A 12,671-nucleotide genomic window follows, 5' to 3' on the forward strand; every position below is an offset into this window, starting at 1 on the left:
CTACGGGGATTGGCGTTACAAGACTTGGCGCAAGAACGCTTGGGCGCGCAGGTCTTTTGGCGAGTTGAAGAAGTCTTCCGGGGCGGAGTCTTCCAGCAGTTTGCCATGATCGAAGAACAGCACGCGGTTCGCTACTTCACGGGCAAAGCCCATTTCGTGGGTCACGCAGACCATGGTCATGCCTTCCAGGGCCAGGGTCTTCATCACGTCGAGCACTTCGCCGACCATCTCCGGGTCGAGTGCCGAGGTGGGTTCGTCAAACAACATAACCTTGGGTTCCATCGCCAGCGCACGGGCAATGGCCACACGCTGTTGCTGGCCGCCCGACAGGCGCGACGGGAACTCGTTGGCCTTCTGCCCGATCCCGACTTTCTCCAGCAGCGCACGGGCCTTGGCTTCACGCTCGGCCTTGCCGCGCTTGCGCACGACTTTCTGCGCCAGGCAGAGGTTTTCGAGCACGGTCATGTGCGGGAACAGGTTGAAATGCTGGAACACCATGCCGACTTCGCGCCGGTAGGCGTTGACGTCGGTTTTCGGGTCGGCCAGGTCTACGCCATCAATGCTGACGGAGCCCGAGTCGAACTCTTCCAGGCCATTGAGGCAGCGCAGAAAGGTCGATTTGCCGGAGCCGGACGGGCCGATCACCACCAGCACTTCGCCCTTGTCGACCTTGGTGGTGACGTTGTCGACCGCGCGTACGATGTGCCCGCGGGTGTCGAAGACTTTTACCAGTTCGCGAACTTCAATCACTTTGCGCGAGCCTCCGCTCAAGCCGGCTGGCGAAGTGCGACAGCGGCAGGTTGATCAACAAGTACAGGCCCGCCACGCAGAACAGGATTTCAAACGGCGAGAACGAGGTGGTGATGACTTCGCGACCACTTTTGAGCAGCTCGGTAATCGCAATCACCGACACCAGCGAGGTGTCTTTGACCAGGCTGATAAATTGCCCGGCCAACGGCGGCAACACCCGTTTGAACGCTTGCGGCAGGACCACGTAGCGCATCGACTGACTGGCGTTAAGGCCCAGCGAGCGTGCCGCTTCGTTTTGCCCACGGGCGATGGACTGGACGCCCGCGCGGATGATTTCGGCCACGTACGCGCCCGTGAACAGCGACAGCGCGGCAATGCCGGCAAATTCGCGGGACAGGTTCAGCACGGTGCCAATAAAGAAGTAGAAGATAAAAATCTGCACCAGCAACGGCGTACCGCGTACCAGCTCGACGTACAACGTCGACAGGTCGCGCAGGGTCGGGTTGTTTGACAGCCGGCACAGGCCCGTGGCCAGCCCGATCAGCAAACCCAGCACGCCAGACACCAGCGACAGCCAAACGGTGGTCCACAGGCCCAGCAGCAGCGGCCCGGCAGCCCAATGTCGGTTCACACCGATCACATCGCCTTCAGCGACATCGTCGCCTTCAGCCAGTTGCAGGCTGTTGTCAGCAACGGTCAGACGCTGTTCAGCGCCATCGTCGCCGCGCAGCACGACTTCGGCTTTGCCGCCGTTGTGTATCACTTCGATCACGGTGGAGGTTTCAGCGGCCCGCTGAGCTTCTTCGGCCTGATAGGCGAAGTACTGCGGGACTCGGTTCCAGCGCCACTCGTAGGACATCAGCGAGGTGGCGTAATACAGCGCCCCCGCCAGACCGATGAGGATTAGCACGGTCAAGACGTGCCAGGGCCACTGGGCTTTCTTTTGTTTGATCACTTTCAGGTTCCACGTTTTGTGTCGCTAGGGAGGCCGCCATCGCGAGCAAGCCCGCGCCTACAGGTGGTGTGCAGGCGCGAGCAAGTTGACGAATGGTTTAACAGCCTTATTCCATGTCTTTGAGCCAAGCGGTGTCTTTGAACCACTTGTCATGGATGCGATCGTAGGTGCCGTCTTCGTGGATCTGGTGCAGGAAGTTATTGATGTAGTTGATGCTGTCGTAGTCGCCTTTCTTCAGACCAAACGCCAACGGCTCGTAGGTGAACGGCTTGTCGAGGAACTCCAGCTTGCCGTTGCCGAACTTGTTGACCGCTACAACGTTGTAAGGCGCGTCGTAGATAAACGCGTCAGCCTTGCCGTTAACCACGTCCAGCACCGCTTCTGGCTCGTTGTCGTAACCGTGGTACTGGGCTTTGGACATCAGCTTGCGCGCGACGATTTCACCCGTGGTGCCGATTTTGGAGGTCAGGCGGTACTGTGGATCGTTGAGGTCTTTGTAGGACTTGACCTTGTCTGCCAGTTCCTTGCGGATCAGCAAGGTTTGGCCCACAACAATGAAGGGTTCGCTGAAGTTCAGGCGCAGGTTGCGCTCTTGGGTCAGGGTCATGCCGCTGCCGATCATGTCGAACTTGTTGGTCATGAGGGCCGGGATGATACCGTCGTAGGCCGTGGACACCAGTTCCAGCTTGACGCCCATGGACTTGGCCATGGCTTTGAGCAGGTCAACTTCAAAACCAATGATCTGACCGCGCTTGTTGGTCATTTCAAACGGCATGTACGTTGGGTCCATACCGACTTTCAGCGTGCCGCGCTTGACCGCGTCGTCAATGGCGCCTGCATGGGCTGCGCTGACTGCCAGTAATGCAGTGGCGCCGCACAGCAGTTTCGTCAGAAACTTCTTCATCATCAACCTCCCCTCAACCGACTCAATAAAGGTGTTGGCCTGCGGCGGGTTTGCTTGATAAAGCCAACAAAGCCGGGCACTCACCCATTCGGGGACGGATGCTAACTCACAGAAGGTTTTGAGACGAGTTTTGCGCGTTAAAAGCACGACAGGCGGGGCGTAAAAACCAACCCCGTAGTCGCTGCCGAAGGCTGCGATGAGATGTGTGGGGGTTCAAGGGAACGGGTTGCTCCGCAACCCTTCGCAGCCAAAGGCTGGGACTACAAAAGCACAAACCCCACTTTCGTGGGGTTTGTGCTTTGGATCACGCCGCTGGCTGCAACGCCAGCAACGGTGCGTGGTTATCGGCGGCCACCGAATCACGCCAGGCTTTGAGCCAGTCCTCGTGACCGTCAGTCCACACCAACGCGTGCAGGCGGGCCAACGCCACCGGGTCGCTCAACAACGCCATACGCTCGTTGTTGTTCAAACCGTTCGGGCCGACCTTGATCGCATGACGCACGCGCTCGGCGCGCAGCCATTCGATCGGCTCGGCTTCACGGTGACGCGAGGTCGCCAAGGCGCACGCCAGGGCATTTTGCTGCGGGTCCACCACGGCCCGTACAAAGCCATCGTGAAGCGCGTGGTAGCGGTTCTCGTGGGTGTACTCCTCGGTCGCCGACAACTCACGCGGCGGCGCGTATTCCTCAGGGATCAGGAACAGCTTTTCGTCACGCGACTTGAGGCCCGGCTTAACCCGGCTGGAAAGCACCGACACCGGAATCGACAGCATCAGCGAGCCGACAATCGGCACCAGCCACCACAGGAAGCTCGGGTTCAGCCACAACACCACGCAGGCCCACGCAGCACCCAATAGGGTTTGCGGGCCATGACGGCGTACCGCTTCGCTCCACGGCGTGGAATCGTCGTCACGTTGTGGCGAGTTCCAGGTCGCGGCCCAGCCCAGGAAGGCAGCCAGAACGAAACGGGTGTGGAAGATCATGCGCACCGGCGCCAGCAGCATCGAAAAAAGCATTTCGAGCAGCATCGACACGGTGACCTTGAACTTGCCGCCAAACTCTTTGGCGCCCTTGGCCCAGATCAGGATGATGCTCAGCAGTTTAGGCAGGAACAGCAACACGATGGTGGTCGAGAACAGCGCGACTGCCTTTTCCGGGTGCCATTGTGGCCACAACGGATACAGCTGGCGAGGCTCCATGAAGTACTGCGGTTCCATCAACGTGTTGACCGCCAGCAAGGCCGTCGACAGCAGCAGGAAGAAGAACCACAACGGCGCCGACAAGTAAGACATCACGCCGGTCAGGAACACCGCACGGTGCACCGGGTGCATGCCTTTAACCAGGAACAGGCGGAAGTTCATCAAGTTACCGTGGCACCAGCGGCGGTCACGCTTGAGTTCGTCCAGCAAGTTAGGCGGCAGTTCTTCGTAGCTGCCCGGCAAGTCATAAGCGATCCACACGCCCCAACCGGCACGGCGCATCAGCGCGGCTTCAACGAAGTCGTGGGACAGAATCGCCCCCGCAAACGCGCCCTTGCCCGGCAACGGCGCCAGGGCGCAGTGCTCGATAAACGGCTTCATGCGGATGATCGCGTTGTGGCCCCAGTAGTGGGATTCACCCAACTGCCAGAAGTGCAAACCGGCGGTGAACAGCGGGCCGTATACGCGCGTTGCAAACTGCTGCATACGTGCATACAGGGTGTCCATGCCCGACGCCCGTGGCGCGGTCTGGATAATGCCTGCGTCGGGTGTGGCTTCCATCAAGCGCACCAGGCTGGTCAGGCATTCGCCGCTCATGACGCTGTCGGCGTCGAGCACCACCATGTACTTGTAATCACCGCCCCAACGACGGCAGAAGTCGTCGAGGTTGCCGCTTTTACGCTTCACACGACGGCGACGACGGCGATAGAAAATCCGCCCGAAGCCCTCTGTCTCGCGGCACACATCCAGCCAGGCCTGTTGTTCTGCGACACAAATATCGGGGTCGTTACTGTCGCTCAGGACAAAGAAGTCAAAGCGGTCCAGATCACCTGTGGCAGCCACCGATTCAAACGTTGCCCGCAAGCCCGCAAACACACGGGTGACGTCTTCGTTACAAATCGGCATCACCAGCGCTGTACGCGCTTGCTCAGGGATCGGCTCATCGCCAGCGCTGGCGCCGGAAATACGGTACTTGTCATGCCCTGTCAGCAGTTCAAGGAAGCCCATCAGGGCGGTCCAGAAGCCCGCAGACACCCAGCAAAACAAAATCCCGAAGAGGATCAGGATGCTGGTCTGCAAGGCGTACGGCAGCACTTGTTGTGCGGTTTGCAGCAACGGCTGGTGGAGCACCTCTTCCAAGTCAACAAATGACCAGCCCTGGTACGGCATGATGCCTTTCATGTACCAGCCCGCAACGATGGTCTGACCCAGCATCAGCACCAGCAGGATGTAACGGCGGATCGAACCCACCGTACGCCAGCGAGCCTTGGGCAGCACATTTTCGTCTTTTTTCGGCAACGCAGGGTTGCTGCGCCCGGTCAGGCGGCGCCAGCCACGCACCAGAATATTGGTGCGCCATGGCTCCGGGACCACCTTGGTACGACGAATCGGCGGCGTAGCCTTGAGCATCACCCGGCCACTGGCATCGAGGGCGAGCATTTCTGCGTCCTCAAGCTCTTGGGCCGTGCTCAGGTTCAGACGCGAAGCCACCGAAGCCTGGGCGGCCTCGGCAGTGTCGATGTCCGGGCGCGCCGACAGGCGTTCATGCAACTCGGCGAACGAGGTGCAGCTCGCCAGTTCGGCGCGCTGCTCATCGTTCAGTGGCAGATGGGCCAGATACTCGCCAAGCGAGACTGGCTGAGAGTGAGCATTACTCATCGGCTGGCAACTGATAGCTCCAGGTCTCGGTCAGTACTTTTTCAGTCTTCACCGGCTCTGGGGTGGCAGGGGCAGCTTCGGCGGCAGGCGCCGGGGTGCCCTTGGCATCCTTGGCGTCCTTGGCTTTTGCTTCTTTTGGCTCTTTCTTCTCGTGCACCTTGGCCGCCACTTTCTCAGCCTTGGCCACGGTTGCCGGAGCTTGCTCAACGTCCTGGACCAGTGCCGCACGCAGTTCCGTGGACTTGCTCGGGTCTTTGACTTTCAAGCGCAGGGTCAAGCGCCAGCCTTTGGTTTCCGGGTTGTAACGCAGGTTGTTTTCAACCAGATCAGCGTTGTCACCCACACTCACCTGGCTGCGCACAGGCGCATCGGCAGGCAGTTTGGCCAGCGCCGGGCCTTCGAAGTCCACCAGGTAAGCCACGCTGCCGTCAGGCTGACGGATCAGGTTGGATTGCTTGACGTCACCGGTCGAACGCATGGTTTGTTTAACCCAGGCGCTGTCAGCCGGGTGCAGTGCTGCTTCGTCCAGGGTCCAGTGCAGGCGGTAAGCGTAGTCAAACGGCTTGCCTGGCTCTGGCAGAGTGCCCGGGCTCCAGAACGCAACGATGTTGTCGTTGGTTTCGTCAGCCGTCGGGATTTCTACCAGGTCAACCGACCCCTTGCCCCAGTCACCTTGTGGCTCGATCCAGGCGCTTGGACGCTTGTCGTAGCGGTCATCGAGGTCTTCGAACTGGCTGAAGTCACGGCCACGTTGCAGCAAACCAAAGCCGCGCGGGTTCTCAACGGCGAAGTTGCTCACCGACAGGTGTTTCGGGTTGTTCAGCGGACGCCAGATCCACTCACCGTTGCCGGCATGGATCGCCAGGCCCGACGAGTCGTGCAGCTCGTGGCGGTAGTTGAGGACTTTGGACGGCTGGTTCGCACCAAACAGGTACATGCTGGTCAGCGGAGCGATGCCCAGCTTGCCCACTTTGTCACGCAGGTACATTTGCGCCTTCACGTCCACCACTGTGTCTACGCCAGGGCGCAGGATGAAGCGGTAGGCACCGGTCGCCCGTGGCGAATCCAGCAAGGCGAAGATCACCAGGTGTTTGTCGTTGGGTTTTGGGCGTTCAACCCAGAACTCGGTAAAGCGCGGGAACTCTTCGCCCGATGGCAGCGCGGTATCAATCGCCATGCCACGTGCCGACAAGCCGTAAGTCTGACCTTTGCCGATCACGCGGAAGTAGCTCGCGCCCAGCATGGTCATGATTTCGTCTTGTTTGTCGGCCTTGTTGATCGGGTACAACACGCGGAAACCGGCCCAGCCGAGGTTCTCGGTGGCTTTAGGGTCGAATTTGACGTCGCCGAAATCAAAACGGCTCGGGTCGTACTTGATCTCTTCAACCTTGTCGGCGGTCACTTCGTTGATTTTCACCGGCGTGTCGAAATGCATGCCCTGGTGATAGAAGGACAGCTTGAACGGGGTCTTGTCGCCCGCCCACTGGGATTTCTCGCGCTTGAACTGAATCTTTTGATAGTCCGCGAATTTCATGTCACGGAATTCGTTTGGCAGATTGCTGCGCGGCGCTTGGTATTTCTGTTCGGCCAGGGCTTTAGCCTGAACCGCTACGTCATCCAGACTGAAGGCCCACAGTTGACCCGCACCGAGCAAGCAAAAGAGCGCAGAGCCCGTCACCAGTGCGTTGCGTAACCGCTTGGCAGACCTTTTTGGTGCATTTAATGGACTAACAATCACGAGCAACCTCGCCGAAAACAGATGATGAAACCAACGGCCAGCGATCTAAATGCCGGGTTGGCGAGCACTGTTCCGACCGTCAAAGGGAAGAATGATTCCCCTGACGTGTCGGATTAGTCTCTATGGTAGTCGGGGATTATCTAGTAGCCCGCGTTACAACGCATCTATTGTCGCCAAGTATTTCTAACTAAAACTTAATGTTTTCTGACGAAAACACAGATTTTCAAGGTTTTAGATCTGTAACAGAAATGTCACAGGGCCATCATTGACCAAATGCACCTGCATATCGGCGCCAAAACGGCCTGATTCAACCGTCGGATGCTGGTGTTTGGCTTCGGCCACGACGTGCTCAAACATCGCCTTGGCCATTGCCGGAGGGGCCGCGGTGGAGAAGCTGGGGCGCAAGCCGCTTTTGGTGTCGGCGGCCAGGGTAAATTGCGACACCAGCAGCAAGCCGCCGCCGATATCCTTCAGCGACAGGTTCATTTTGCCCTCGACATCGCTGAACACCCGGTAATTGAGCAGCTTGTGCAGCATTTTGGCCGCATGGGCCTCGGTGTCCTCGGGTTCGACGGCCAACAGCACCAGCAAACCCTGATCAATCGAACCGACAATCTCCCCGCCCACCTCTACCCGCGCGCCTTTGACGCGTTGCAGCAGACCCTTCATGCTTCGTCCGGCTGCAAGTTGAGCAGGCTGCGAGCCATTTGCTCGGCAGCCCGCACCAAGGCATCGGTAATACCGGGCTCAGACGCTGCGTGGCCGGCTTCGCGGATCACTTGCAGCTCGCTGCCCGGCCAGTTCTGGTGAAGCTCCCAGGCGTTGTCCAGCGGGCAAATCACGTCGTAGCGGCCATGCACGATCACGCCCGGCAAATGGGCGATTTTGTGCATGTCGCGGATCAGTTGATCCGGCTCAAGGAACGCGCTGTTGGTGAAGTAGTGGCATTCGATGCGGGCAATCGACAGCGCCCGGTGCGGGTCGCAGAAGCGCTCAACCACTTGCGGGTTGGGGCGCAGCGTCGCGGTGCGGCCCTCCCAGGTCGACCAGGCCTTGGCCGCGTGCATTTGCGCGATCTGGTCATTGCCTGTCAGGCGCTTGTGGAAGGCGCCGAGCAAGTCGCCGCGTTCCTCCGGCGGAATCGGCGCGATGTAGTCCTGCCAGTAATCCGGGAACAGACGGCTGGCACCGGCCTGGTAGAACCATTCAATTTCTTGCGGGCGGGCCAAAAAGATACCGCGCAGGATCAGGCCATGAACCCGATCCGGATGGCTTTGCGCGTAGGCCAGCGACAGGGTCGAGCCCCAGGAGCCGCCAAACAGCACCCACTTGTCGATGCCCAGAAACAGACGAATCCGCTCCATGTCAGCGACCAGATCCCACGTGGTGTTGTTGTCCAGGCTGGCATGCGGAGTCGAACGCCCGCAGCCGCGCTGATCGAAGGTAATGATGCGGTACACGCCCGGATCGAAATAACAGCGGCTGTTGGCGTCACATCCCGACCCCGGCCCGCCGTGCACAAAGACCACCGGCAGGCCGTCGGGCGTACCGCTTTCGTCGACATACAAGACATGCGGCCCATCAACAGCAAGATCGTGCCGGGCGTAGGGTTTGATCTGCGGGAACAAGGTCTGCATTACACACTCCGCGGGAGGGTTGAGGTCATCCCTGGTGGGGACATCAAAAAATAGTGCCGTTTGGCATCATAAACCCGATTGGCGGAATGAGCATGGGGTTATAAAAATCCTGTTGAAGACCCCACAGAATCCTGTGGGAGCGGGCTTGCTCGCGAAAGGATCAACGCGGCCTGCCTGCCGGACCGCGTTGCCTGGATCGCGAGCAAGCCCGCTCCCACCTCACAGGTTTCAGACCATCAGTCCTTCACGTAGCGCTCCTGGCCCCACTCGATCATCCGCGTCAGCAATTGCTTGAGCACCCCCTGCGTCGGCGCCGCCAGGTCTTCGCGGTAGTTGAAGGGTTCGAACTCTTCCATGTAGGTGCTTTGGGCCAATTCCAGTTGCACGGCATGGATGTTGTCCGCCGGGCTGCCGTAATGCCGGGTGATGTGGCCACCCTTGAAGCGCCCGTTGAGCACATAACGATAAGCCGGGTGTTCGGCACAGATCGCTTCAAGATCACCCGCAAGTTGCGGCGCACAGCTCGCCCCATTGAACGTCCCCAGGTTGAAATCCGGCAAGCGCCCCTCAAACAAGTGCGGGATATGCGAGCGGATGGAGTGCGCGTCAAACAGCAACGCGTAACCAAACTGGTCTTTGAGGCGTTTGAGTTCTTGCTGCAAGGTTTGGTGATACGGCTGCCAGATGCGCTCCAGGTAAGTCGCCCGCTCTTGCTCGGATGGCGTTTGCCCTTCGCGAAACAACGGCACGCCGTCAAACAGCGTGGCCGGGAACAACCCGGTGGTCGCGCCCACGTACATGGGCGCGTCGTCTTCGGGGCGGTTGAGGTCGATCACAAACCGCGAATACTCGGCCGCCAAGGTGCTGGCCCCCAGTTCTGCGGCAAATTCGTACAACTTGGGGATGTGCCAGTCCGTGTCCGGCAGGCTTTGCGCTTCGGGGATCAAGCCCGCCTGCACCGCCGGGGTCAGTTTTATGCCCGCGTGGGGCATGCTGATCAGCAACGGCACGCGGCCTTGTTTGAATGTCAGAACCTTATCCACAGCCTGTTCTCCTAAAGCTCGACGCCGTTGCGAACGACGCGTTTGTCCAGATCCCCGCCCAACCAATACGCAAGGTCTGCCGGGCGATCAATGTTCCAGGCGACAAAGTCGGCCACTTTGCCGGGCTCCAGCGAGCCGTGGCTCTCGCCCAGGCCCAAGGCCGTGGCGGCGTGCTGAGTCACGCCTGCCAGCGCCTCTTCGGGGGTCATGCGAAACAGGGTGCAGGCCATGTTCAGCATCAAGCGCAACGACAAGCCCGGCGACGTACCGGGGTTGAGGTCGCTGGCGATGGCGATTTTTACCCCGTGTTCGCGCAGGGCCTCCATGGGTGGCAACTGGGTTTCGCGCAAAAAGTAGAACGCCCCCGGCAACAGCACGGCGACTGTCCCGGATTGAGCCATGGCAACAGCGTCTTCTTCGGTCATGAACTCCAGATGGTCCGCCGACAACGCCTGATAACGCGCCGCCAGGCTTGAGCCATGCAGCGACGACAGTTGCTCGGCATGCAGTTTGACCGGCAAGCCCAGTTGCTGCGCCACCTTGAACACCCGCTCGACTTGCTCTGGCGAGAACGCCAGGTACTCGCAGAACGCATCCACCGCATCTACCAGCCCTTCGGCGGCCAGTGCGGGGAGCATGTGCGTGCAAATATGCTCTATGTAATCGTCTGCCCGGTCTTTGTACTCGGGCGGCAAGGCGTGCGCTGCCAAACAGGTGCTGCGCACCGTCACTGGCAGTTCTTGGCCCAAACGGCGAATCACCCGCAAAATTTTGCGCTCGCTCTCCAGGCTCAGGCCATAACCGGACTTGATCTCGACCGTGGTCACGCCGTCGCGCAGCAAATTCAGCAAACGCTGACGCGCACTGGCGAACAATTCATCTTCGCTGGCGGCACGGGTCGCACGCACGGTGCTGGCTATGCCGCCGCCGGCAGCGGCGATTTCGGCATAGCTCACGCCTTGCAGGCGCTGCTCAAACTCGCCACTGCGGTTGCCGCCAAACACCGTGTGGGTGTGGCAGTCGATGAGCCCCGGCGTGACCCACGCGCCGTCCAGGCCGATGGTGTGGCCGTATTCACCGGCGGGGACCTGCTGGCGCGGGCCGATCCACTCAATGAAGCCCTCGCGGGTCACGATGGCGGCGTCTTCGATGATCGAATACGTGCCATTGGCCATGGTCGCGGCATTGCAGTGTTGCCAAAGCGTTTTCATTGCATCACTCCCTTGATGACTCACGCCAGGTATGCGGCCAGTGGCTGCAACGCGTGCGGGTCTTTGAGGATCGCCGCGCTCTTGGCAATGTCAGGGGCCAGCCAGCGGTCTTGATCGTAAGGCGCAACGTGTTCACGCAGTAACCGCCAGGCCACTTGGGTACCGGCACCGAAGTGCTTGGGCTGATGGAACTCAAACGCCTGCGCAGCCAGCAAGTACTCGATGGCCAGCACCTGGGTAGCGTTCTCCAGCACTTGCAACAGCTTGAGCGCAGCATTGGTGCCCAGGCTCAAGTGGTCTTCCTGCAGGGCCGAGGTCACGTAGTTGTCGAGCACGGCGGGTTGCGCCAACTGGCGGTTTTGCGCACACAACGAGGCGGCGACGTACTGGGTGATCATCATTCCCGAGTTGACGCCCGGCTGGCTGACCAAAAACGCCGGCAGGTCGCTGACATGCGGGTTGATCAGACGGTCGAGCCGGCGCTCGGCAATCGAGCCGATTTCGGCCATGGCGATGGCCAGCCCGTCGGCGGCCAGCGCAACGGACTGCCCGTGCGGGTTGGCCTGGCTGACCACCCGGTAGGCGTCGGGCGTGCCCAGCACCATCGGGTTGTCATTGACCGAGTTGAGCTCGGTCTCGATCTGCACCACCGAGTGATTGAACTGGTCCCGTGCGGCGCCATGCACCTGCGGGATTGAGCGCAGGCTCAGGGCGTCCTGGGTGCGCACGCCTTTGCTGCTGGCGATGACCTCGCTGTCAGCCAGCAAGCGGCGCAAGTGGCGGCCAACCTGCTGCATGCCCGCGTGGGGCTTGAGTGCGAGGATCTCAGGGTCGAAGGCGTCGATCTGGCCGCGCAGCGCTTCAAAACTCATGGCGCCGGTCACATCAGCCCACTGCAACACCTGCGCGGCATCGGCCAGCGCCAGGCAGCTCAGGCCGGTCATGCACGGTGTGCCATTGACCAGGCACAGGCCGTCTTTGGCGCCCAGTTGCACCGGGCTCAAGCCTTCGGCGGCCAACGCTTGCTGCGCGGGGACGATCTGCCCACGGTAGCTGACATCGCCCACGCCCAGCAGGCCGACGCCGATGTGCGCCATGTGGGTCAAATAGCCGACCGAACCCTGGGACGGTACTTGCGGGGTGATCTGGTGGTTGAGCAGCGCCAGCAGCGCTTCGACCACCTGGCGGTGCAGGCCGGATTTGCCCTGGCTGTATTGAATGACCGCCGCGCAGATGATCGCGCGGGTCTGTTCATTGCTCAGCGCCGGGCCGACGCCGCAGGCATGGCTGAGCAAGGTGTTGCGCGACAGCGCGCTGAGTTGCTCGTGCTGCAACGAAACGTTGCTCAAACCGCCCAGGCCGGTGTTGATGCCGTAAGCACGTTCGCCGCTCTGGACAATGCGCTGCACGATGGCCTGCGCGTTGTCGATGCGCGCCCAGGCCTGCGCCGACAGCTCCAGCCGCGCGCCATGCCGGGCAACCGCGACCACGTCTTGCCAGCGCAGGCGGGCGTTGTCGATGATCACCGCAGCGATCACGGGTGCTTCATTCTGTACGTTACTCATCGCTCACCTTT

Annotated in this window: 10 protein-coding genes; all 10 read right to left on the reverse strand. The window is 60.6% G+C overall.

What is annotated here, in order from left to right; genetic code table 11:
- Positions 1 to 15 precede the first annotated feature (15 nt).
- The 10 genes from TU84_RS01555 to hutH all read right to left on the reverse strand — a co-directional run bounded on the left by TU84_RS01555 (position 16) and on the right by hutH (position 12,660).
- Positions 16 to 750: an amino acid ABC transporter ATP-binding protein gene (locus TU84_RS01555; RefSeq protein ID WP_048366739.1), complete on the reverse strand. Its 735-nt coding sequence runs from the start codon at positions 748 to 750 to the stop codon at positions 16 to 18.
- A complete protein-coding gene (locus TU84_RS01560) occupies positions 743 to 1,702 on the reverse strand; it encodes an amino acid ABC transporter permease (RefSeq protein WP_371924553.1) in 960 nt (319 codons plus the stop codon). The genes TU84_RS01555 and TU84_RS01560 overlap by 8 nt, the downstream gene beginning before the upstream one ends.
- A 109-nt stretch (positions 1,703 to 1,811) precedes the next feature.
- Complete coding sequence (locus TU84_RS01565; protein ID WP_048366741.1) at positions 1,812 to 2,609, reverse strand: transporter substrate-binding domain-containing protein; 798 nt, start codon at positions 2,607 to 2,609, stop codon at positions 1,812 to 1,814.
- 304 nt (positions 2,610 to 2,913) lie between these two features.
- Positions 2,914 to 5,466 carry a glucans biosynthesis glucosyltransferase MdoH gene (gene mdoH, locus TU84_RS01570; RefSeq protein ID WP_048366742.1) on the reverse strand — a complete coding sequence of 851 codons (2,553 nt, stop codon included), beginning with the start codon at positions 5,464 to 5,466 and terminating at the stop codon, positions 2,914 to 2,916.
- Positions 5,459 to 7,147, reverse strand: coding sequence for a glucan biosynthesis protein G (locus TU84_RS01575; RefSeq protein ID WP_153330846.1), 1,689 nt, complete (start codon positions 7,145 to 7,147; stop codon positions 5,459 to 5,461). The genes mdoH and TU84_RS01575 overlap by 8 nt, the downstream gene beginning before the upstream one ends.
- A 288-nt stretch (positions 7,148 to 7,435) precedes the next feature.
- Entirely contained in the window at positions 7,436 to 7,873 is a 438-nt protein-coding gene (dtd, locus tag TU84_RS01580) for a D-aminoacyl-tRNA deacylase (protein ID WP_048366744.1), read from the reverse strand.
- The gene (gene pip, locus TU84_RS01585) at positions 7,870 to 8,841 is read right to left on the reverse strand and encodes a prolyl aminopeptidase (protein ID WP_048366745.1); all 972 of its coding nucleotides are present in this window, start codon (positions 8,839 to 8,841) and stop codon (positions 7,870 to 7,872) included. Before pip ends, dtd begins: the two co-directional genes overlap by 4 nt.
- Before the next feature lie 236 nt (positions 8,842 to 9,077).
- Positions 9,078 to 9,884, reverse strand: coding sequence for an N-formylglutamate deformylase (gene hutG / locus TU84_RS01590; RefSeq protein WP_048366746.1), 807 nt, complete (start codon positions 9,882 to 9,884; stop codon positions 9,078 to 9,080).
- 11 nt (positions 9,885 to 9,895) lie between these two features.
- Positions 9,896 to 11,095 carry an imidazolonepropionase gene (hutI, locus tag TU84_RS01595; RefSeq protein WP_048366747.1) on the reverse strand — a complete coding sequence of 400 codons (1,200 nt, stop codon included), beginning with the start codon at positions 11,093 to 11,095 and terminating at the stop codon, positions 9,896 to 9,898.
- Between the two features lie 20 nt (positions 11,096 to 11,115).
- Positions 11,116 to 12,660, reverse strand: a complete 1,545-nt coding sequence (gene hutH, locus TU84_RS01600) for a histidine ammonia-lyase (RefSeq protein ID WP_048366748.1) — start codon at positions 12,658 to 12,660, stop codon at positions 11,116 to 11,118.
- Between the last annotated feature and the right edge of the window lie 11 nt (positions 12,661 to 12,671).

It is taken from the genome of Pseudomonas helleri (genome assembly GCF_001043025.1).
GTDB lineage: Bacteria > Pseudomonadota > Gammaproteobacteria > Pseudomonadales > Pseudomonadaceae > Aquipseudomonas > Aquipseudomonas helleri.

What these genes read in the sequence shown, in the direction of transcription:
- TU84_RS01565 (WP_048366741.1), bottom strand. Translation starts at nt 2,609, where the DNA reads ATGAAGAAGTTTCTGACGAAACTGCTGTGCGGCGCCACTGCATTACTG.
- mdoH (WP_048366742.1), bottom strand. Translation starts at nt 5,466, where the DNA reads ATGAGTAATGCTCACTCTCAGCCAGTCTCGCTTGGCGAGTATCTGGCC.
- dtd (WP_048366744.1), bottom strand. Translation starts at nt 7,873, where the DNA reads ATGAAGGGTCTGCTGCAACGCGTCAAAGGCGCGCGGGTAGAGGTGGGC.
- pip (WP_048366745.1), bottom strand. Translation starts at nt 8,841, where the DNA reads ATGCAGACCTTGTTCCCGCAGATCAAACCCTACGCCCGGCACGATCTT.
- hutI (WP_048366747.1), bottom strand. Translation starts at nt 11,095, where the DNA reads ATGAAAACGCTTTGGCAACACTGCAATGCCGCGACCATGGCCAATGGC.
- hutH (WP_048366748.1), bottom strand. Translation starts at nt 12,660, where the DNA reads ATGAGTAACGTACAGAATGAAGCACCCGTGATCGCTGCGGTGATCATC.